This window comes from Acinetobacter lwoffii (assembly GCF_022809915.1).
GTDB classification, from domain to species: Bacteria; Pseudomonadota; Gammaproteobacteria; order Pseudomonadales; family Moraxellaceae; genus Acinetobacter; species Acinetobacter lwoffii_M.
Map to the genome: position 1 here is coordinate 32,859 of NZ_JALGQY010000001.1, position 21,116 is coordinate 53,974.

19 protein-coding genes are annotated in these 21,116 nt (G+C 46.4%); 9 read left to right on the forward strand and 10 right to left on the reverse strand.

From position 1 onward, the window contains the following. Position 1: 1 nt before the first annotated feature. The 4 genes from ribD (at position 2) to MTX11_RS00165 (ending at position 3,716) form a co-directional block, all read left to right on the forward strand. The gene (gene ribD / locus MTX11_RS00150) at positions 2-1,090 is read left to right on the forward strand and encodes a bifunctional diaminohydroxyphosphoribosylaminopyrimidine deaminase/5-amino-6-(5-phosphoribosylamino)uracil reductase RibD (protein WP_243474067.1); all 1,089 of its coding nucleotides are present in this window, start codon (positions 2-4) and stop codon (positions 1,088-1,090) included. Next, positions 1,087-2,379 carry a DNA adenine methylase gene (locus MTX11_RS00155; protein WP_004644908.1) on the forward strand — a complete coding sequence of 431 codons (1,293 nt, stop codon included), beginning with the start codon at positions 1,087-1,089 and terminating at the stop codon, positions 2,377-2,379. Before ribD ends, MTX11_RS00155 begins: the two co-directional genes overlap by 4 nt. Positions 2,380-2,401: 22 nt before the next feature. Next, a complete protein-coding gene (locus MTX11_RS00160) occupies positions 2,402-3,061 on the forward strand; it encodes a riboflavin synthase (RefSeq protein WP_004644909.1) in 660 nt (219 codons plus the stop codon). A gap of 109 nt (positions 3,062-3,170) precedes the next feature. Beyond that, positions 3,171-3,716, forward strand: a complete 546-nt coding sequence (locus tag MTX11_RS00165; protein ID WP_004281049.1) for a VTT domain-containing protein — start codon at positions 3,171-3,173, stop codon at positions 3,714-3,716. Between the two features lie 61 nt (positions 3,717-3,777). Here MTX11_RS00165 and blhA read toward each other — a convergent pair whose 3' ends face one another. From blhA to MTX11_RS00180, 3 genes are read right to left on the reverse strand one after another with little or no spacing between them, the layout of a single operon-like run. Beyond that, positions 3,778-4,407 (reverse strand): cell division protein BlhA, encoded by a 630-nt coding sequence (blhA, locus tag MTX11_RS00170; RefSeq protein ID WP_243474068.1) that lies wholly within the window; start codon positions 4,405-4,407, stop codon positions 3,778-3,780. Between the two features lie 26 nt (positions 4,408-4,433). Further along, positions 4,434-4,841 carry a DNA polymerase III subunit chi gene (locus MTX11_RS00175; protein WP_004281051.1) on the reverse strand — a complete coding sequence of 136 codons (408 nt, stop codon included), beginning with the start codon at positions 4,839-4,841 and terminating at the stop codon, positions 4,434-4,436. Then, on the reverse strand, positions 4,834-6,282 hold the full coding sequence (locus MTX11_RS00180) for a leucyl aminopeptidase (RefSeq protein WP_004281052.1): 1,449 nt from the start codon (positions 6,280-6,282) through the stop codon (positions 4,834-4,836). Before MTX11_RS00180 ends, MTX11_RS00175 begins: the two co-directional genes overlap by 8 nt. Before the next feature lie 156 nt (positions 6,283-6,438). Here MTX11_RS00180 and lptF point away from each other — a divergent pair, with 156 nt between their 5' ends. The 4 genes from lptF (at position 6,439) to MTX11_RS00200 (ending at position 11,487) form a co-directional block, all read left to right on the forward strand. Next, the gene (gene lptF / locus MTX11_RS00185; RefSeq protein ID WP_005108446.1) at positions 6,439-7,539 is read left to right on the forward strand and encodes an LPS export ABC transporter permease LptF; all 1,101 of its coding nucleotides are present in this window, start codon (positions 6,439-6,441) and stop codon (positions 7,537-7,539) included. A 2-nt stretch (positions 7,540-7,541) separates the two neighbouring features. Next, entirely contained in the window at positions 7,542-8,612 is a 1,071-nt protein-coding gene (gene lptG, locus MTX11_RS00190) for an LPS export ABC transporter permease LptG (protein WP_168730898.1), read from the forward strand. A gap of 124 nt (positions 8,613-8,736) precedes the next feature. Further along, complete coding sequence (gene gpmI, locus MTX11_RS00195; RefSeq protein WP_243474069.1) at positions 8,737-10,284, forward strand: 2,3-bisphosphoglycerate-independent phosphoglycerate mutase; 1,548 nt, start codon at positions 8,737-8,739, stop codon at positions 10,282-10,284. A 30-nt stretch (positions 10,285-10,314) separates the two neighbouring features. After that, positions 10,315-11,487: a S41 family peptidase gene (locus MTX11_RS00200; protein WP_005263947.1), complete on the forward strand. Its 1,173-nt coding sequence runs from the start codon at positions 10,315-10,317 to the stop codon at positions 11,485-11,487. On the opposite strand, the gene MTX11_RS00205 is transcribed toward MTX11_RS00200, so the two are convergent. Genes MTX11_RS00205 through gacA form a run of 3 tightly spaced genes read right to left on the reverse strand, consistent with a single transcriptional unit; the run spans position 11,488 to position 15,150 of the window. Further along, the gene (locus MTX11_RS00205; RefSeq protein ID WP_243474070.1) at positions 11,488-12,912 is read right to left on the reverse strand and encodes a sigma-54-dependent transcriptional regulator; all 1,425 of its coding nucleotides are present in this window, start codon (positions 12,910-12,912) and stop codon (positions 11,488-11,490) included. Between the two features lie 14 nt (positions 12,913-12,926). Further along, the gene (locus MTX11_RS00210; RefSeq protein WP_004732491.1) at positions 12,927-14,492 is read right to left on the reverse strand and encodes a sensor histidine kinase; all 1,566 of its coding nucleotides are present in this window, start codon (positions 14,490-14,492) and stop codon (positions 12,927-12,929) included. A gap of 22 nt (positions 14,493-14,514) precedes the next feature. Continuing rightward, entirely contained in the window at positions 14,515-15,150 is a 636-nt protein-coding gene (gene gacA, locus MTX11_RS00215; protein ID WP_004281059.1) for a response regulator transcription factor GacA, read from the reverse strand. A gap of 219 nt (positions 15,151-15,369) precedes the next feature. On the opposite strand from gacA, the gene MTX11_RS00220 reads away from it, so the two are divergent. After that, positions 15,370-16,431 (forward strand): serine hydrolase, encoded by a 1,062-nt coding sequence (locus tag MTX11_RS00220; protein WP_005249689.1) that lies wholly within the window; start codon positions 15,370-15,372, stop codon positions 16,429-16,431. A 58-nt stretch (positions 16,432-16,489) separates the two neighbouring features. On the opposite strand, the gene thrC is transcribed toward MTX11_RS00220, so the two are convergent. The 4 genes from thrC to xerD form a co-directional block, all read right to left on the reverse strand. Then, on the reverse strand, positions 16,490-17,629 hold the full coding sequence (thrC, locus tag MTX11_RS00225) for a threonine synthase (protein ID WP_005248423.1): 1,140 nt from the start codon (positions 17,627-17,629) through the stop codon (positions 16,490-16,492). A 56-nt stretch (positions 17,630-17,685) separates the two neighbouring features. Next, positions 17,686-18,993, reverse strand: coding sequence for a homoserine dehydrogenase (locus MTX11_RS00230; RefSeq protein ID WP_243474071.1), 1,308 nt, complete (start codon positions 18,991-18,993; stop codon positions 17,686-17,688). 127 nt (positions 18,994-19,120) lie between these two features. Continuing rightward, entirely contained in the window at positions 19,121-19,930 is an 810-nt protein-coding gene (locus tag MTX11_RS00235) for a DsbC family protein (protein ID WP_243474072.1), read from the reverse strand. Positions 19,931-20,029: 99 nt separating this feature from the next. Next, the gene (gene xerD, locus MTX11_RS00240) at positions 20,030-20,947 is read right to left on the reverse strand and encodes a site-specific tyrosine recombinase XerD (protein ID WP_005101476.1); all 918 of its coding nucleotides are present in this window, start codon (positions 20,945-20,947) and stop codon (positions 20,030-20,032) included. Between the last annotated feature and the right edge of the window lie 169 nt (positions 20,948-21,116).

Here is a 21,116-nt window from a genome sequence, read left to right on the forward strand (position 1 = left end):
CATGGTTGAACTGAATCAAGATCAAGTGTGGATGCGCCGGGCCATTGAATTGGCTCGTCAAGGGCAATATTCCACCAAACCGAATCCGAATGTCGGCTGCGTCATTGTTAAAGATGGTGTGATTGTTGGAGAAGGTTTTCATCCTCAAGCCGGCCAGCCACATGCTGAAGTGTTTGCGTTGCGTCAGGCCGGTGAACAGGCACGTGGTGCAACCGCTTATGTGACTTTAGAACCTTGTGCGCATTATGGCCGTACGCCGCCTTGTGCCAAGGGTCTGGTTGAAGCAGGTGTGGCTAAAGTTGTCGTGGCCTGTCCTGATCCCAATCTACTGGTGGCCGGCAAGGGCGTACAGATACTGAAAGATGCTGGAATTGAGGTAGACGTTGGCATCTGTGAAGATGAAGCGTATCAGCTGAATCTAGGTTTCCTGAAAGCCATGGCGACTGGCATGCCTTATGTGCGTTTAAAAATTGCCTCAAGCCTGGATGGCCGTACCGCGATGGCATCGGGTGAATCAAAATGGATTACCGGTGTGGCAGCACGTCAGGATGTGCAGCACTGGCGTGCGATTTCAGCCGCGGTGATTACCGGGATTGATACGGTTCTTGCGGATGACTGTGAACTGAATGTGCGTCAATTAGATGGCGTTGAAGATATTAAGACCGTGGTGCAACCGAAACGGATTGTTCTGGATCGTCAGGGGCGTTTACCACTCAACGCAAAAATTTTAGCGCAACCTGAAACCGTGATGGTCATGGGGCCATTTCGTCAGGAGCTTGCAGATCTGGGTGTGCTACACTTGCCGGTACAGCCTTTAGCAGAATTATTAAAGCAACTGGTTCAGCAGCATCAGATTTATGATGTCTTGGTGGAAGCAGGGGCGACCTTATCTACGGCATTTTTACAACAAAAATTGGTTGATGAACTGATCAGTTACGTTGCACCGACCCTATTGGGTCGGTCTGCGCGTACCATGTTTAATGCAGAATTTAGCCATATGGCCGAACAACTCCGATTTAAGCTGCGCGATGTGACTCGCTTAGGTGATGACGTGTGCTTCAGGCTAATTCCTTTTCAAGAGACACTATGAGTTCAGAGTCTACGGTTTATCATAAACGTCGCCATGCGGCACGTACCACCGATGAATATCTTTTCCATCAGCTGGTTCCTTATCTGGGCAACAAACGCCGTTTACTGCATTTAATTCTGGAAGCGTTGGAAAGTACGGGAACCTTGAATCGTGCCGATGGCCGTGCGCCGATCTTTGCTGACTTTTTTGCAGGTTCAGGCGTGGTTTCACGTTTGGCCCGTCAGAATGGTTATCGCGTCATTGCCAATGATTGGGAGCCGTATAGCCATGCGCTGAATCATGCGGTACTGGCCTGTACTGAAGCACCGGCATTTAAAGAACTCGGTGGCTATCAGAAAGCGATTGATTATCTGAACCGTCTGCCGGAAGTTAAAGGCTGGGTGACGCATAACCTGTGTCCGCGTAATGATGAAATTTATGATCCAGCCCGTGATCGTTTGTTCTTTAAACGTCGTAACGGCATGCGTATTGATGCCATCCGTCAGCAGATTGCAGCTTGGCAGGCACAAGGTGCAATTGATGATGTGGAAATGTCTGCCTTGCTGGCACCCTTGCTGTATTCCGCCAGTTTTGTCAGCAATACTTCAGGCGTTTTCAAAAGCTTTCATCATGGCTGGGGCGGGAAAACCCAAACTGCGCTGGAACGGATTGAATCATTGCTGTGGCTGACTCCAAGCCGTTTTTGCGAGTCGGATCAGAAAAAGGGAATGGCCGCAGAAATGTGGTGTGTCGATGCCCAGCATCTGGCCAACCAGATGAGCGGCTTTGAAGTAGATGTAGCTTATCTGGATCCACCGTATAATCAGCATGCTTATAGCAGTAATTATCATGTGCTGAATGCGCTGACCTTATGGGATCAGGCCGATTTACCGACTCCGGATACCAAGGGCTTTAAGAGCGGGATTGACCGGGCATGGCGCAAAGAGCGTCCGAGCCAGTACAATTCCTCTAAATATGCCAAAGAAGCTTACGAGAGCCTGTTGGCCACCATCAATGCACGTTTCATTCTGACCAGTTATTCCACTGACGGGAATATCAGCGCTACCGATTTGTTACAGGCCAATCTGAAACGTGGCCGGGTGACCTTGCTAACCCAGGATGTGCCGCGTTATCGTGTTAGCAAACAGCGCCAGTCTGAACGTGCCCGCGTGCTGGAATTTATTGTGATTACCGATACCCACGCCAAGTCAGGTCCACCGATCCGTCAATTACTCAGCCAGCTGCATCATTATGCAGAATTGGGTGGTGTGGATACGACCGGCGTTAGTACCCAGTTGGCCCTCTGGTAAAAGAATTGAAAAGGAAATAAAAATGTTTACAGGTATTATCGAAAGCCTCGGCAAAGTCGAAAGTCTGCAAAGCGTTGGTGGTGATGTACGTTTACGCATCCAGACCGATCTGGACATGTCTGATGTACATCTGGGTGATTCTATCGCGACCAATGGTATCTGCCTGACCGTGATCGACTGGGGCGAGAACTGGTATGCGGCTGATGTTTCCCGTGAAAGTCTGAACCGGACCACGCTCGGCACCTGGAAAGCCGGTCAACCTGTCAATGTTGAAAAAGCCATGTTGCCGACTACGCGTTTTGGCGGTCATATTGTGTCAGGTCATGTCGATGCAGTCGGCGAGATCACCCTGGTACGTGAAGATGCACGTTCAATTTATTATGAAGTGACTGCACCTGCTGAAATTGCCAAATATCTCGCAGAAAAAGGCTCGGTCACAGTCGACGGCATCAGTCTAACGATTAATCATTTGCGTGGTAGCGTGATTAGTCTGAACCTGATTCCACATACTGCTGAACGTACCAATATCGGTACCTGGAAAGTCGGTAGCAAGGTCAATCTGGAAGTGGATGTATTGGCACGTTATATCGAGCGTTTATTGCTCGGTGATAAAGCCGCCCAAACCACTGAACAATCAAAAATCAGTATGGATTTCCTGGCTGAAAATGGTTTCTTAAAATAAAAGAAATGTTGATTTACTGAACAGTCTGATTGAAAAATTAGACTGTTTTTTTATTTTTCGGGATAATCAGCAGTTCAACTTGCAAATATTGCCTTGGTGGACGGGTCGAATGCTCGATTTTTTACTTAACTTGGAACAGTCATTGCCGCTATTGCTCGATCAATATGGGGTATGGATTTATGCAATCCTGTTTCTGGTGATTTTTGCAGAAACCGGTTCAGTGTTTTTCTTTTTCCTGCCCGGCGACAGTCTATTGCTGGCTGTGGGAGCTTTATGTGCCAGCAGCGATCTGGTGACCCTGCATTCGATGGGGCTGTTGTTATTCACTGCTTCGGTGCTGGGCTATAGCGTGAATTATTACACCGGAAAAGTTCTTGGCTTAAAATATTTCAATCAACATTCACGCTATTTTAAGCCGGAATATATGGTGAAAACCAACCACTATTTTATGAAACATGGCGGTAAAACTATTTTAATCGCACGTTTTATTCCCTTTGTCCGCTCATTTGGCCCTTTTGCTGCCGGTTCAGCGCATATGAGCTTTGCCACATTCAGCTTTTATAATATTGCGGGTGGCATCCTCTGGATTGGCACTTTATTAAGCATTGGCTATCTGCTCGGAAATGCCGCCTTTATGCTGGCAGATTTTTTGTAAGATGCGACATAGAAGATAAAAAAGCCCGAATTTTCGGGCTTTTTTAATGTGAAAGGATCATTTAAATATTGCGTGGCTGATCAGAAAATTCAGAATTTTTCAGCATATACTCGATTTCTTCTTTGGCTGCCGCACGCATTTTTTCACGAAGTGCATTCACGGTCTGTTCAATCACGGTTTCTGCCTCAAGTTCCAGACGTAAACGCACACTTTCTAATTCGGATAAAATGGACTGGTCCTCAATCTGGATGCGACCTTTGGCAAAATCAAAAGTCGTCTCAGGATTTTTTGCATAACGTGCGACATAGTGCTGCACTTCAGCCTCTAGATGCGTATTTATTTTAGCAAGCACCTGACTCTGTTCGCTAAATTTACGCTGTTCCTCATGACGTAGCTGTTCTTGATAGGCCTGTTCTTCAGCACGTTTCTCGGCCAAGGCTTTTTCAAGCGCGAGCTGTTTGCGAATACGGGCTTCTTCAATTAATTCGGCCTTGCGCTGTGCATAGGCAGCTTCAATCTTGCGTTCAGATTCTTGCTGTAAGCGCTGGTCGCGACTCTGCCATTCTTCCAAAGACGTTTCTGGTTTTAAAATATCGCAGATCCGAGAGAGGTCATCGATAAAGGTCTGACGTACAGCTTCCGGCACATTTAACCAGCGCTGTTTAAAATCGGGACCTACATTTAATGCCACGTGCCTCTCCTTGTGGATGATATCGGTTAAAGCTTATGGGTGTCCGGTTCAATACCTAAACGACGATATTGCTTGAATTTTTCACGACCCAGCTGTTTAGCCGTTTCATGGTTTTCAATGATCTCAATAATGTGACTAAATTTTGTGTAAGGTTCAAGTGCTTCCGGATTAAAATTGAAAATAATCCAGTCGGACTGTTCCGGCAGTGTTGCCGAAATACAGACCGTCGCCTGAGGCTGGTCAATACCATGCGGAATAAAACTCGCGGGATCAAAACTCCACAGGCGTTCATCCAGCTGCTGTTGCAAATCTGTATCGGCACACAATAACCAGATTCGCGCCGGCTGGCGCAGAATCTTACGGCATAAACGACAAGTGCTGTCCACTTGTCGTTCAGGGCTTTTTTCAAATAAATAAAAGCTGACTTTAGCCATTGCTTTGAACGCGACTCGTCAGGAATTGCATCAATAATGGAACTGGACGGCCGGTTGCACCTTTATTGGTACCTGAGTTCCATGCCGTACCTGCAACATCCAGATGTGCCCAGCGATATTCACGGGTAAAACGTTGCAGGAAGCAGGCTGCAGTCACAGAACCAGCTTTTGGACCACCGATATTGCCAATGTCGGCAAATGGTGAATCCAGTTGTTCCTGATAGTCTTCCAGTACCGGCATACGCCATACCCGGTCAAAGGAATGCTGGCCGGCAGCTTCTAGTTCTGCTGCCAGTTTATCATCTGGCGTGAACAGACCCGTTAGTACTGAACCCAAAGCGACCACACAGGCACCGGTTAAGGTCGCAATATCAATCACCAAAGCAGGATTAAAACGTTTTACATAGGTCAAGGTATCACATAGGACCAAACGACCTTCGGCATCGGTATTCAGGATTTCAACCGTCTGACCGCTCATGGTCGTTACGATATCACCAGGACGGGTGGCTTTACCTGAAGGCATGTTTTCTGCTGCAGCGATGGTTCCCACCACATGTAGAGGTAAGCGGGCTTCGCACAATGCACGCATTGTACCGAGTACAGAAGCTGCACCGCACATGTCGTATTTCATCTCGTCCATGCCTGCGCCTGGTTTAAGGGAAATACCGCCGGTATCAAACGTAATGCCTTTACCCACCAAGACTACCGGTGCTTCGCTACGCTCTGACTGATATTCCATGCTGATAATCCGACCAGGACGCTCTGAACCTTTACTTACCGCAAGGAAGGCGCCCATGCCTAAATCTGCCATTTGCTGTTCATCCAGCACTGTGACTTTAAGTAGGTCTGGATATTCAGCCGCCAAAGCCACCGCCTGTTCTGCAAGATATTCAGGGAAACAGATATTGCCCGGACGGTTGCCCAGGTCACGTGCCAGATTTTGTCCGCTTTGCACTGCTTGTACCAGTTGCAACTGTTCGGTAGTTAAGACGCTATGAGTGGCAATCAGGTCGATCTGCTCGAGCACAAATTCATTCTTCTTGGATTTATATTCATCATAACCATAGCTGGCCTGAGTCAGGAAGAGCGCAAACAGATAATGGAATTCTTGTGGAAGTTGTGTCAGATCTACAGAAATCTGTTTGAATTTTTTTTGAGTGACTTGAATAATAGTTTGCGCGATTTTTGCAAGTTTTGCCGGTTGCAGTTCAGCGACCTTGCCTAAACCAATTAGTGCTGCATGGCTGGACTGGCTCACCTGACCAATCAGGCTCAGGCTTTCCGCCAACGCTGCCTTGAATTGAGAGGCTTCAATTAATGTGTCTAAATTATTGATTTGATAGGTTGCGGTTGTATTCTGAAGTTGTTCTGAGTCAACTAAAATCAACAAAGATTGACTTGATCCATTCTCTGGGAATGACGTATTAATTGTAAGTTTCATATTCTGTTTTCACGCCTGTCTAGATGGGTAAATCATTCAGTCATTGAAACATTTATCCGAATAGATTTTCAATGGGCAGGGCGGCCTAGGTTTTATATTTTTGCTATTCGGGTAAACTAGCACTCGTTTTATGGACCTTATTTTGGAAGAATTAATTTGATTATTCGGCGTTATCTGGTCAAGCAAGTTGTCTCGACATCCTTGGTGGTGATTGCCTTATTGACCTTGATCATGATGGGCGGTCGACTGATCAAGTATTTTGGTGTCGCGGCGCAAGGCCGTCTGGATGCAGGCATTTTATTTAGCATTATTGGCTACCGTTTGCCTGAATTCTTGACCCTGATTCTTCCGCTCGGTTTCTTTATTGGACTGATGCTGGTGTTTGGCCGTTTATATGTCGACCATGAAATGGCCGTGATGAATGGCAGTGGCGTCAGTCGGCATCAATTGGCGCGTCTACTGGTGCCGATGACCCTGGTGTTTTTGATTGCTCAGGCCGGATTGATGCTGTGGGCTGCGCCGTGGGGCATTCGCCAGTTTGAAGCCCTGACCACCAGTCAGGCGGTACGTACCGGCTTTGACCTGGTGCGACCGAAAGAATTTATCTCCTCTGGGCCCTATACCATTTATGCCGGTGACCTGTCAGAAGACCGTAAAAATTTAAAAGATATTTTCTTTTATCAGCGTGCGGAAAAAGAAGGCAAACCGGATGTGATGATTCTGGCGCAGGAAGCCACCCGAATTGAAGTACCGAATGATGCTGCCAATGTGGTCGATCTGGTCCAAGGTCGCCGTTATGAGATCTATCCGGGTACACCGCAATATACTCAAGCTGAATTTGAAAGCTATCGTCTGCGCTTAGAAAGCGATGAAGAAGCGCAATTTGCCAGTACTGAAGTTGAGGCCTTACCGACCTCGCAATTGTGGCAGAACCGTCAGGATCCTGTGGTGGCCAGTGAGTTGGGCTGGCGGGTGTTTGTTCCTTTTGCGATTCTGATTGCCCTGATTCTGGCTGTGGCCTTGTCTGAAGTGAGTCCACGACAGGGTCGATATCTCAAGTTATTTCCTGCCCTCATGATTTTTGCCAGTCTGATTGTGGCCCTGATGGCAGTAAAGACGCGGATCAGTAAAGAAGAAATGGGCATTTGGGCCTATCCATTGATTCTGATTGCCTATGCAATTGCGGGTGCCTTGTTCTCGCGTAAACAGAAATTAGGCCCGAAAATCAAGAAACAGATTCAGCGAGTGAGGTCTTAACAATGTTGGCACGTCGTATAGTTGCAAAACATGTGACCCAAACCACTGCGCTGGCGATGCTGGGTGCAACCGCGGTATTGGCGGGTTTACAGGTATTATTTACTTATCTGGGGGAGCTTGGTTCGCTCAAAGATGGTTATGGTGCCTGGGATGCCTTGAAATATGTGCTTTGGGGCGCACCAAATTATTTATATGAAATCCTGCCGATTTCTGCACTGATTGGTGCAGTTTTAGGTCTTGGTACATTAGCCTCGAATAGTGAGCTGATTGTGATGCGTTCGGTCGGCGTGAGCTTATGGCGTATTGTCGGGTGGGTGATCCGTTCAGCACTGTTGTTGGTGGTGTTGTCATTTGCCCTGAGCGAGTGGGTCATTCCTTATACCAATGAACAGGCCAAAAGCGTAAAAAGTGCCAGTAAAGCCGCTCAGCTCGGTGAAGTTCGTGGTTACTGGACTCGGGAAGGGCAGCGCTTTATTTATATCGATTATGCTAACTCGCAAGGTCAGTTGAAAAATGTGCAGATGCTGGACTTTGACCAGAACTATCGTTTGCGCGGTACCTTGCAGGCAGATCAGGGCCAATTTGTTAAAGATGGTTCCTGGACGCTGGACAACACAGAGCAGTTCGATATTCTCCAAAATGGTAATGCCACACTGGTTAAGCAGCAACAGCAACCTTTAGCGCTGGCATTACAGCCCAAATATGTGCATATGGTGACGATTGATCCTGAAGATTTATCGCCGAGTCAACTGGTTAGTTTCATGAGCTATATGCATGAATACAGCCAAGTGCCGAAAACCTATCAGTTAGCCTTCTGGCAAAAACTCGGTTCGCCTTTTGCCCTGATCGCACTGGTGGTGATTGCCTGTTCATTTATCTTCGGGCCATTACGTCAGCAATCCATGGGGTTCCGTCTGGTGATTGCCTTATTTGCCGGCCTAGGTTTTTTCTATCTGCAGGACTTCCTCGGCTATGCCAGCTTGATTTACGCACCATCTCCGGCCTGGTTCGTGTTTATTCCGATTCTGATCATGTTCGGTATCGGCGTATACTTGCTGCATCGGGCACGCTAAACCATAGGAAAATAGAACAAATCAATCATCATGAGAGGCTTAAACCATATACGGGTCATGGCCTCTTTTTATAAACTTCGCTAAAATAGAGCGATTAATTCGTAGACGAACAGAGTATTTCATTATGACGGATGCAACTGCTGGCAAAATCCCTCACGTTTTGGTGATTATGGATGGTGTGGGTCATCGCGAAGCGGTCGAAGACAATGCGTTTTTAGCAGCTAAACGACCAAATTTAACTGCGATACAGGACAAGCATCCGCATGGTTTGATCTCGGGTTCAGGTGAAGATGTTGGCCTGCCAGATGGCCAGATGGGTAACTCTGAAGTTGGACATATGAACCTCGGCGCAGGTCGTGTGCTGTATCAGGACTTTACCCGGATTACCAAAGACATTCGTACGGGCGACTTCTTTGAACATGAAGTGTTGGTCGATGCGGTGGAGAAAGCCAAAGCTTCAGGTGGGGCAGTACATTTGCTTGGTCTTTTGTCTGAAGGCGGTGTGCACTCACATGAAGATCATATCGTGGCGATGGCTGAACTGGCCCTGAAACGCGGTGTGAAAGTCTATTTACATGCATTTTTAGATGGTCGTGATACACCGCCTAAAAGCGCACAGCCTTCTTTAGAAAAGCTTGATGCCTTATTCGCACAATATCCAGGTCAAGGTCGTATTGCGACTGTGATTGGCCGTTATTTTGCCATGGACCGTGATAACCGTTGGGATCGTGTTGAACAGGCTTATCGTCTGCTGACTGAAGGTGAAGCGGTTCGTACAGCTGTCAGCGCAGTTGAAGGTCTGGAACAGGCTTACGCAGCCGATGAGTCAGATGAGTTTGTCAAAGCGACCCGTATTGGCGAGCTGGCAAAAATTCAGGATGGCGATAGTGTCGTATTCATGAACTTCCGTGCCGATCGTGCCCGTGAATTGACCCGCGCATTTGTGGAAAAAGACTTTGCCGGTTTTGAACGTAAAGTGGTGCCAAATCTGGCGAAGTTTGTCATGTTGACCCGCTATCAAGCCACGATTGATGCACCTGTAGCGTATATGCCTGAAGCATTGGTCAACTCGATTGGTGAATACCTGTCAAACTTGGGTAAAACTCAGCTGCGTATCGCGGAAACAGAAAAATATGCACATGTGACTTTCTTCTTCAGCGGCGGCCGTGAAGATGAATATCCGGGTGAAAAACGTATCCTGATTCCATCGCCAAACGTAGCCACTTATGACCTCAAACCGGAAATGAGTGCTTATGAAGTGACTGATGAGCTGGTGGCTGCGATCAATTCAGGTGAATTTGACCTGCTGGTCGTGAACTTTGCCAATGGGGATATGGTTGGTCATACTGGCGTATTCGATGCTGCGGTGAAAGCAGTAGAAGCGGTTGATACCTGTTTGGGCCGGGTTTACGAAGCCGTGATGGCGCAAAAAGGTCATATGATTGTGACTGCCGATCATGGTAACGTAGAGCAGATGCAGGACTATCACAGTGGTCAGGTACATACTCAGCATACCACTGAACTAGTTCCATTTATTTATGTGGGTCCAACTCAGGCCACGATCGCAGAAGGCGGTGTATTGGCAGATGTAGCACCGACTTTATTAAGTCTGATGCAAGTTCCGGTACCTGCTGAAATGCAAGGTCGTAACCTGATTCAGCTTGATGCATAATTTTCGATAAAATTCTAAAAAGGTCAAAGAATGGCAAGAACACGCTGGAAGTCTGTTGTAATACCATGCTTACTGATGTGTTTGAGTCATTCAGCTTGGGGTGCGGGTTCAAATGAGCCGGCATTCGATGATATGGAAATGGATGGGCAGGTCTATTCCGAAATTCCTGTGGCATCCATTCAAGAATTCGTACAAATTTATGGCATCGTAAAAGATAATTATATTCAAGATAAAAATGACGATGCCTTGTTTCAACAGGCCATTCAGGGTCTGGTCAGTGGCTTAGATCGCTATTCCCGTTATTTGTCGCCTGAAGATTATAAGCAACTGCGTGAATATACCGAAGGTGATCTGGCCAGCATTGATTTTGATCTGCAATTTGACCCGCGGTTGAAGCAATGGGTAGTTCAGGGACTGAGTTCCGATGCTGATTCAGCCAAGCAGGGACTTCGAAATGGCGTCACGGTTTATAAAATTGACGATCAGGTATTAAATAGCCTGAATCAGGAACAAGTCCGGCAGTTATTGAGCGGAGCCGTTGGCTCTACGCTCATGATTCAGCTCTCCCCGCAAAGTCCGGCCGTTCGTCTGGTCCGCAATACCAAACTGGATACTGAAATTAAATCGAGCCTGCACAATAATCAGGTTCTGGTTTTACAGGTCAAGGTTTTTCAGCAAGATACTGCCAATGAAATCAAACGTCTAATCGAAAGCTATGCCGACAAGCGCTTAAAAGCCGTGCTATTTGATTTACGCAATAATCCCGGTGGCTTACTCTCGGCTGCAGTTGAATCTGCCGATTTATTTTTGAATCAGGGCGTGATTGTGTCGACCAAAAGCCGCGCTGAAGGTAATCAGCAATTTCAGGCCTTGCCGAGTTTTGAGTTTCAGAATCTGAAAGTTGGGGTATTGATTAATAACCGCTCGGCTTCTGCAGCAGAAGTGTTTACAGCAGCCCTGAAAGAACATAACCGTGCCTGGGTCGTAGGCGAAAAAAGCTATGGCAAAGGCGTAGTACAGAAACTCTTTCCTTTAAGCAACGGTTCGGCTCTACAGATGACAGTATCGCAATACTTTAGCCCGAGTGGCCAGATGATTGAAGGGCGGGGCGTACAGCCGCATTTCAACTATCCGTTTAAGCAGGAAATGCGTGAGGAGAGTTATCTGGAACATGTCACAGACTTGCTGCTCCTGCAAAAATAATTATTCGTCTTCTTCGGTATCCAGTCCGAACTTTTTCAAACGATAGCGCAGGGAACGGAATGACATGCCGAGTTTTTTGGCGGCCAGTGTCCGGTTCCAATGGGTCAGATTCAGCGCATTCAGTAAAATTTCTTTCTCGACCTTTTCCAAATATAGTTCTAGACCCTCTTCAGGCAGCTTTTTAGGTGCAATCAGGGTTTCGGTCGCAATGATCTCGCTCGTGAGCGTATTTATCTCCTGAGGGCTGTTAAGCGCATGACGTAGCGGTGCACTCTGCAAATGCTGAAGATCAATCCGCTCTTCATCACTTAAAGTAATTGCGCGTTCCATAATATTACGCAATTCACGTACATTACCTGGATAATATTGTTCCAATAAGAACTCTTTGCTACGTTCGGTCAGTTTTTTATTGGGAATGCCCCATTCCTGGCAAATCTTCTGAATAAAGTGTTCGGCCAATAACAGAATATCCTGGCCTCGTTCACGTAATGGCGGTAAAGTCAGATCCATTACATGAATACGGAAATATAAATCCTGACGGAATTTGCCTTGTTGCACCAAGGCTTCCAGATCCTGATGCGTGGCACTGATCACACGGAAATCCACATCAATTTCGGTATCCGAACCGAGTGGACGAATACGTTTTTCCTGTACGGCACGTAACAATTTGACCTGCATAGAAAGCGGTAATTCTGCAATTTCATCCAGAAACAGACTGCCACCATGGGCAGATTGAATCAGTCCCTGTTTGTCCTGAGCAGCGCCGGTAAAGCTGCCTTTCTTATGCCCAAACAGTTCGCTTTCCATCAACTCAGTCGGAATGGCGCCACAGTTAATCGCAATAAAAGGACCTTCATTGCGGTTACTCAGGCGATGGACCAGATTGGCCACGACTTCTTTACCTGTTCCCGATTCACCAGTGATAAAAACCGGTGCTTGGGATCGGGCAATTTTTTGTAAGGTAATACGTAGTTGCTGGATCGGCAGGGATTGTCCAATCAGCATTTTATGTTCAAGCGCTTCATTTGGATTATTATTCGAATAATCCACCGGTTTATTCAGGGCTTTTTGTAAGAGTTGTTCCAGATGTTTCTGATTGATCGGTTTGCTGACAAAATCAAAGGCCCCGGCTTTGAGCGCAGCAATGGCGATTTCCATGTTGCCATAGGCGGTCAGAACTGCGACCGGAAGTGCCGGATAGAGGCTGCCAATCCAGTCCAGTAACTCCAAACCATTGCCATCGGGCAGGTTTAGGTCAGTCAGACAGGCATCATATTGATGATTGGCAAGGCATTTTTTAGCATCTTCCAAACGGTGGGCAATGTGCGTACGAATTCCCATGCGCAGCAATGACATTTGCATGAGGGTACACAAATCTTCCTCATCATCCACCAAAAGCACCAGTGGTTGTTGTTCCCCATTCATCTTCCTTGACCCCTTTAAAGCGTAATACGTTGACAGCTGATGCGAAAGCATGCGCCCTGTTCTTGTTGTATATAGTTTAATTGTGCCTGATTTGCTTCGCAAAAACTATGTGATAAATACAATCCTAATCCGGTACCACTAATCGATGTGCTAAAAAAGGGTTTGAACAATAGAGCTTGATCATGTACGGCTACGCCAGAGCCAAAATCCCGTACATCAATCCAGACCCGATGTTCATAAGGATGCACATTCAGCTGAATATAGGCTGCATCTGCTGAATTGTGACGAATGGCATTACGAATCAGATTAATCAGGATTTGCCGGAATTGTGCTTCATCAAACTGAATCACTAGCGGGATATCAATATTAAATTGAATCTGATCGCGAATATCGGCCAGATCTTCCTGGATAAATAACGGGATAAATTCATTGAGATGAATCGGTATCGGGTGGGTTTCTTTATTTTTGACCATATTCAGCGTGTCCTGAATAATCCGGTCAATCCGGGTCGCCTGTCGGCCAATCATCTGCTGGAGTAGCTGTTGCTGTTCAGTTTCTGAGTCCAGATACAAATCATTGGCCTGCACAATGGCCGCCAAGGGGTTACGAATTTCATGGGCAATACTGGCTGAGAGTTGACCCAGTGCAGCAAGTTTAAGTTGCTGCACCTGCTGATTCAGTTTTTTGGCATCCTGTAACACCAGTAGCATTAGAGTCTGATGCGGCACAATCAGTTTTTGCACCTGCACATGAATATTATAGCGACTTTGCTGGGATTCAAACTGAAAGCGCTCACCATTTTCTAGCGTTTCAAAATGGATCAGTTCAAATAAATCTGGCTGTGATTGAGATAAAGTAAATTTCTCATGGCCGTATTTGGACTCAATTCCAAGAAGATTACAGGCGGCAGGATTACTGAGTACCACATGATAGTTTTCATCCAGAACCAGATAACCGGTTTCAATCTGTTCCAGAATATAGCGGTTAATATTCTGTAAGCGATGCAGTTCCAGCGATTGAGAAAAATTCAAATTTTCCAGAATCTGAAAACGGCGCACGGCAATTTGTCCAGTGCCATAAACCACAAAAAACAAAAAGGCCAGCAGGGCGCTATTACTGATATTGCTGAGTGAAGAAAACGCAAAAATACTGCCGATAAAATGCTGATAAATAACACTAATGACTGCAATGAGGGTGACGACCAAGGCCTTTTTTGCATCTAATAATAAAGATGCAGAAAAGATAGTAATCACAAACAACAGCCCAATTTGCAGATTAGGACCGTCGCTCGCCAAAGTCAGCAAACTTAAAACGCAGACATCGCTAAAGAAAATCATAATCAGCTGCGGCTGGATCAGGCGTCTGATCCATTTCAGCACAAACAGCTGTACGGTATTGATCGCAACCCCGATTCCCAGTGCATAATAATACAGCTGCGGGTATTGATAATCGGTGGTGAGTTCGGGGTAGGTCAGCATAAAAATCAGCAACAAACCGGTGCTGATCAGCAGACGATAAGCGCTGTACCAGATACCGAGATGGTATTGATTCAGTTCAGCATAGTTTTTTTGTTGTGCCATATGCACCGGAAATCGTTAAAAGCTAAGGTTTAATGAGTCCATAGCGCATGGCCAGATGAGTCAGTTTAACATCGCTATCGATATTCAGTTTTTCAAAAATACGGTAACGATAAGTATTCACGGTTTTAACACTCACAAAGAGCTTGTCGGCAATTTCCTGGGCGCTGATACAATTCACGACCATCATCGCGACTTGCATTTCACGCTCTGACAATGCATCAAAAGGCGATTGTTGTGTATCAGAAAGGTAAGAGCTTGCTAACTGTTCCGCAATGTCTGCACTGAAATATTTGCCGCCTTGCATGACTTTGTTAATCGCACGGACCATTTCCGAAATCGGGGCCCCTTTGGTGATATAACCTTTGGCACCGGCTTTCAATAACAGGGACGGATAAGGCTCTTCTGCTAAACCGCTAACCGCCAAAACTTTGGTTTCCGGCGCACTCTGAAGTAGACGGCGCGTGGTTTCTACGCCACCAATGCCCGGCATATTCACATCTAACAAAACTACATCAGGATGATGTTGACGAACTAGAGAGATCGCTTCTTCACCAGATTCAGCTTGTCCAATTACCTGAACCTCCGCATGGTCTTCTAGCATTCTGCAAATTCCAGTACGAACTAATTCATGGTCGTCCACAACTAAAACTGTGATCACCTACGCTCTCCCTCTGTTAAAAAAATCATTTTTTTGTTACATAAAGCAAAATAAGCTTGCAATGAAAGTACAAAATTAGCAATCCTATTCGCAAGATTAAATCTGAAACTTATCACACAGTGTCAAGAACAAAAAATGTTCGGCATTGTGTTTAAATGTAAGGCATATTAGAGGTAATACGCAAATCAATCTTACCTCTGTTAGTTGAGTGAAGGAATAGTGAAGAAAATAAACAAGTCTTTAAGGCATCTACTCGGCCTGTCCGTGTTAATCAGCATGAGCACGACAAGTTTTGCTGAAATCATTATGAATTCTGGCACGGCAGAGGGCGGTTCCAGCATTAGTTGGTCTTCTGAAGAAGTTAACCAGTTAATGAGCGATGATTTTAATGCGTCAGCCAATGAGCCTTCGCCACCCGGGTCTGCAACAGTGACCACCACTTTGCGTCAGGCCGGCACAGCAGCGCCAGCAGTAATCAAACCTGCTTATACTGCGCCGCAGATTATTGATACCAATCATTTTAGTAATCAACCTTCTGTCAATGCACGGGCTGCACTGGTCATGGATGCGCAAACCGGTGAAGTGCTGTTTAGCAAAAATACCAATACTGCCTATCCGATTGCATCGATTACCAAGCTGATGACAGCGGTGGTGATTTCTGATGCACGTCTGAATATGTCGGAAAAAATCACCCTGCAACAGGCTGATTTTTCCTGTTCAGGCTGTAAAAGCTCAAGCTCGACTTTAAGAGCAGGGGACAGCATGAACCGTGCTGAAGCTTTACTGTTTGCTCTGATGAAGTCCGAGAATCCGGCTGCAGCCGCTTTGGCACGGACCTATCCCGGTGGTCGATCAGCGTTTATTGCCAAAATGAATGCAAAAGCTAAAGAGCTGGGAATGAACTCCACTCGCTTTATGGAATCAACAGGTTTGCATCCGGGTAACGTGGCATCAGCTCGTGACTTGGGAATCTTGGTAAATACGGCCTCTCAATACGGCCTGATTCGTCAGTTCTCGACCACGCCAAGCTATGACTTTAACTTGGGTTATCGTGTATTGAAATCGAATAATACCAATGCCTTGGTACGTAATGGCGGATGGAATATCAATATTTCTAAAACCGGTTTTATTAATGAAGCAGGGCGCTGTGTGGTGATGCACACCACTCTGAATAACCGTCCTGTGGCAGTGGTACTTTTAGGTGCAAACAGCTCACAGGCGCGTACCAATGATGCGACCCGTTTAATGAGTTGGGTTAGCCAGCAACCTAAACGAATCTAATTGATTGGTTCATAAAAAAAACCCTGCACTTGCAGGGTTTTTTTAATTCTGGCCGAAATTACATATTCGACAGAATAGAGTCTTTAACTTGAGTCATGGTCGCATCAATCGACAGCATCACAGCATCAGCACATTGCTTGATGGCAGTGTCTGGATCTTTCAGACCGTTACCCGTTACGGTACATACGATCACTGAACCTTCAGCAATTTTACCCGCTTTAATATCACGGATCGCACCGCCGACAGACGCAGCAGACGCAGGCTCTACGAATACACCTTCATACATAGAAAGCAGACGTTGAGCTTCAAGAATTTCCGCATCAGTCAGTTCATCAAACCAGCCGTTTGAATCACGAACAACCGCTTTAGCATGATTGAAGCTTTGCGGATTGCCGATACGAATCGCAGTTGCAACAGTTTCCGGGTTTTCTACTGGACCGCCACGAAGGAACGGTGCAGCACCAGAGGCTTGGTAACCTGCCATGATTGGCAAACCTGCCGGTTTAGGACCAGTGAAAGCATCAGTTTCAGCATCGTAAACGACTTGCTCAAATTCTTCTTTCGACTGGTTAGCCACCGCTTCGGTATAACCCATCCAGTGTGCAGTGATGTTACCCGCGTTACCTACAGGCAGGCAGTGATAATCCGGTGCACGACCTAAAGCTTCAACGATTTCATAAGCAATGGTTTTTTGACCTTGCAGGCGGTATGGGTTGATTGAGTTTACAATCGTTACCGGTGCCTGATCGGCAACTTCTTTAACCAGACGCATACCGTCATCGAAGTTACCGCGAATTTGCATGGTGATCGCACCATACATCATCGCTTGAGCCATTTTACCCATGGCAATTTTGCCTTCAGGGATGAGCACGAATGCTTTGATGCCAGCACGCGCAGCATATGCCGCCGCCGCCGCAGAGGTGTTACCAGTAGATGCGCAGATGATGGCTTTAGAGCCTTCTTCAACGGCTTTGGTCACCGCCATAGTCATACCGCGGTCTTTAAATGAACCAGTCGGGTTTAAGCCCTCGTACTTCACATAAATTTCAACATCTTTACCAATAATGCGTGGAATATTCTCAAGCTTGATCAGTGGAGTATTACCTTCACCCAAAGAGATCGCACGAGTAGTTGCAGACACTGGTAAACGGTCGCGATAGCGGTCAACTAAACCAGTATAACGATTGGCATTCGACATGATGATGTTCCAATTGTGTGTAGAGCTTGGCAAGGGGAATCCTCCCCTCAACCCGATTAATTATCAAGCGATTCTAAACGAATTCGTACAATTTCGCCATGAATGACGGGTAATGCTTGAATTTGTGAAAGCGCTGCATCCATTTTTGATTCGACGATAGGATCAGTCAGAATCACGATAGGAATAAGGTCTTTGGATAAACGTGGTTGCTGCATGATCGCATCAATACTGATGCCGGCACGACTGAGAATCGTGGTCACATCGGCAAGCACGCCCATCTGATCTTCGGCATTAATACGGATGTAATAGCCGGTGGTCATTTGTTCACGACTCAAGATCGGTAAATCACTGAGCGCTTCAAAAGCCAGTTGCGGAATGGTGCCTGCGCCGTCTTCTGTGTAAATAATGTCACGGACAATATCAACCACATCGGCAACAACCGCAGAAGCCGTTGGTCCCGCACCCGCGCCAGCACCATAGTACAGTGTTGGGCCAACCGCATTCGCTTGTACCAGAACCGCATTTTTCACGCCGTTAACATTGGCAATCAGCTGGTCATCTGGAATCAGAGTCGGGTGTACACGGAGTTCAATCCCGGCATCGGTACGGCGTGCAATACCCAGGTGTTTAATCCGGAAACCGAGGTCTTCGGCATATTTCACATCTTGTGCAGTGATTTTGCCAATGCCTTCAGTAAAGACTTTGTCAAACTGTAGTGGAATACCAAAGGCACATGAGGCCAGAATCGTTAGCTTGTGAGCTGCATCAATTCCTTCCACATCAAAGGTCGGATCGGCTTCGGCATAACCGAGTTCTTGAGCTTCTTTTAGCACATCTTCAAAAGCGCGGCCTTTTTCACGCATTTCACTAAGAATGAAGTTACCCGTGCCGTTAATAATACCGGCCAGCCATTCAATCTTGTTGGCTGCCAGACCTTCACGAATCACTTTAATAATCGGAATGCCACCAGCCACTGCGGCTTCATAGGCAATCTGTACGGCATTGTCTTCAGCCGCTTTAAACAGTTCGTTGCCGTGTTCAGCCAAGAGTGCTTTGTTGGCCGTTACAATATGTTTGCCATGTTTCATGGCTTCCATAATAATTTCAAAAGCAGGATGAATTCCGCCCATGACTTCCACCACGACGTCTACATCAGGTTGACGTATGATGTCCATCAAGTCGGCACTTTGTTTGACCGATTCTGGCAGATCCAGATCAGGACGTGGACGACGGGTGCCTACATGGGTAATTTCAATTTCACGACCGGTGCGACGTTTGATCTCAGCAGCATTTTCTTTTAATAGTTTCAAGGCACCACCACCTACAGTACCAAGACCGAGGATTGCCAGACGAACTGGTTTCACGTCACACTCCAAATATAAACAGTTTTTTACAAGAGCCTAGATCATAGCTAAAAAACCCGCCTGACTCTAGGGTCATTTCAGAATATCTTTATCTATAAAATAAAGTTAAATAACGTATTAAAATGAGTTATTTAAGCCGATTCAATAATTCCGATGTAGACAGGTAACCGCCCAGATAAGTACCTGCTGAATTATAAATGGCAGGGGTGCCATTCACGCCCATATTCAGACCCATTTGATATTGATCTTGAACAGGATTTTCACACTTCTCTGCACTAATCTGTGCGCCTGAAATCGCCTGGTCAAAGGCACTACGGCGGTCGGCACTGCACCAGATCGCTTCCATGGCTGGCATATGCTGTTCACCACGCGGCCAGGCGATATAACGCACTTCAATGCCTTTGGTATTCATCTCATCCATTTGTTCATGGAATTTATGGCAATACGGACAACTGACATCGGTAAACACATAGACCACATGCTTGGCTTTGCCTTTAGCTGGATAGACCAGCAAGTCTGCTGGCTTGAGTTCAGCAAAGAGTTTATTGTTGATGCCTGCCTGCAGGTTTTCGCTGACATTGTGTAGCTGTTTGTCGCCGAGACGGATCACATCGCCCTGAATCAGGTATTTACCGTCACTGGTGACATAGACCGCAGACATGCCTTCCAGACTCACCCAGTACAGGTTTGGAACTTCAGTGGCTTTAATGTCGGTAATTTTGGCACTGATGCCAGCAGTTTTGAAATGCTTTTCCAACGTAGACGCCAGACGCTGTTCTGCATTACGTTCGGTTAGGGTAGAGGCTTCGCCCGTCGCCGGTGCGCTTGCAGTCAACTCTTGCTTTTTATCGTTGTTAGTGGAATTGGAACACGCAGTCAGACCCAAACCAGCAGCAAGTGTGCAAGCCATAAAAATTTTTGAGCGGGCAAATGTCATAAAAAACCCTTTTCTTCTTGGATTAAAAACAGAGTATTAGCATAACAAAAAAAAATACCCACACGTCAAACTTCTCAGTTTATTCCATCCGGATATGTTTTAAGCACGTGGATGATGGGTGGCATGCAGCTGTTGCATCCGTACCTGTGCCACATGGGTATAAATCTGGGTGGTAGACAGATCACTATGCCCGAGCAACATCTGCACTACGCGTAAGTCTGCGCCATGATTGAGTAAATGTGTCGCAAAGGCATGACGTAAGGTATGCGGTGACAGTTCGGACTGAATGCCGGCCTGCAGCGCATAACGCTTAATCGCATACCAGAAATTCTGCCGGCTCATGATGCCGCCATGCTGGGTCAGAAACAGATAATCGGTCGAAGTCTTATACAGTTGCGGACGGGCTTCGTTCAGATATTTTTCTACCCATTCACAAGCCATTTGTCCCATCGGCACCAGACGTTCTTTATTGCCCTTACCGACGATACGTAAATACCCCTGTTTTAAGTTGATCAGTTCCAGACGTAAGTTAATCAGTTCGGTCACCCGGAGTCCGCAGGCATACAGCACTTCGAACATGGCTCGATCACGCAGTCCTAATGCCGTGTTGATATTAGGGGCATGAATTAAGGCTTCGACATCTGCTTCGGAGAGATCTTTGGGTAAGGCCCGGCCCAGTTTTGGGGTTTTATGTGCAGCCACCGGATTGTCGCTACGCAGTTTTTGCTCACGCAGAAATTTATAAAATGAACGCAAGGCAGACAGGCAGCGGGCAATCGAACGTGGGCTTTTTTGCTGTTTGGTCAGCGCAATCAGTACATCGGAAATATCATCATGATTCCATTCCGGTAGAGGCTTGCTCAGGCATTCTGCACATTGCACCAGATCGGACAAATAGGCATTGCGGGTATGCGGGCTGACCGTTTGCGCAATCAGATAATCACGAAAACCCTGTAAATAACTGAACGCATCAGGAATCTGGACAGGGGCAGGAATACGGGGTTTTTTATTCAGCATAGGGTGAAAGGATCTGATCTGAAAAAGCGATAATCGGGATTGGTATTCTCCACTGTAGTTTAATTTTATGACAGTGTCGATGTGGTATAAGGCTAAATCGAAATGTAATTAATCTTATTTGTTAATTATTCTCATTTGTTTGTATACTGTACAAAATAGTTTAGGAATT

Excerpts from the sequence above, each read along its gene's own strand:
- MTX11_RS00155 (WP_004644908.1), top strand. The coding sequence starts at position 1,087 with ATGAGTTCAGAGTCTACGGTTTATCATAAACGTCGCCATGCGGCACGT.
- MTX11_RS00235 (WP_243474072.1), bottom strand. The coding sequence starts at position 19,930 with ATGACATTTGCCCGCTCAAAAATTTTTATGGCTTGCACACTTGCTGCT.
- MTX11_RS00200 (WP_005263947.1), top strand. The coding sequence starts at position 10,315 with ATGGCAAGAACACGCTGGAAGTCTGTTGTAATACCATGCTTACTGATG.
- gpmI (WP_243474069.1), top strand. The coding sequence starts at position 8,737 with ATGACGGATGCAACTGCTGGCAAAATCCCTCACGTTTTGGTGATTATG.
- MTX11_RS00210 (WP_004732491.1), bottom strand. The coding sequence starts at position 14,492 with ATGGCACAACAAAAAAACTATGCTGAACTGAATCAATACCATCTCGGT.
- MTX11_RS00160 (WP_004644909.1), top strand. The coding sequence starts at position 2,402 with ATGTTTACAGGTATTATCGAAAGCCTCGGCAAAGTCGAAAGTCTGCAA.
- xerD (WP_005101476.1), bottom strand. The coding sequence starts at position 20,947 with ATGCTGAATAAAAAACCCCGTATTCCTGCCCCTGTCCAGATTCCTGAT.
- MTX11_RS00180 (WP_004281052.1), bottom strand. The coding sequence starts at position 6,282 with ATGAAACTTACAATTAATACGTCATTCCCAGAGAATGGATCAAGTCAA.
- MTX11_RS00205 (WP_243474070.1), bottom strand. The coding sequence starts at position 12,912 with ATGAATGGGGAACAACAACCACTGGTGCTTTTGGTGGATGATGAGGAA.
- ribD (WP_243474067.1), top strand. The coding sequence starts at position 2 with ATGGTTGAACTGAATCAAGATCAAGTGTGGATGCGCCGGGCCATTGAA.
- MTX11_RS00175 (WP_004281051.1), bottom strand. The coding sequence starts at position 4,841 with ATGGCTAAAGTCAGCTTTTATTTATTTGAAAAAAGCCCTGAACGACAA.
- lptG (WP_168730898.1), top strand. The coding sequence starts at position 7,542 with ATGTTGGCACGTCGTATAGTTGCAAAACATGTGACCCAAACCACTGCG.
- MTX11_RS00165 (WP_004281049.1), top strand. The coding sequence starts at position 3,171 with ATGCTCGATTTTTTACTTAACTTGGAACAGTCATTGCCGCTATTGCTC.
- thrC (WP_005248423.1), bottom strand. The coding sequence starts at position 17,629 with ATGTCGAATGCCAATCGTTATACTGGTTTAGTTGACCGCTATCGCGAC.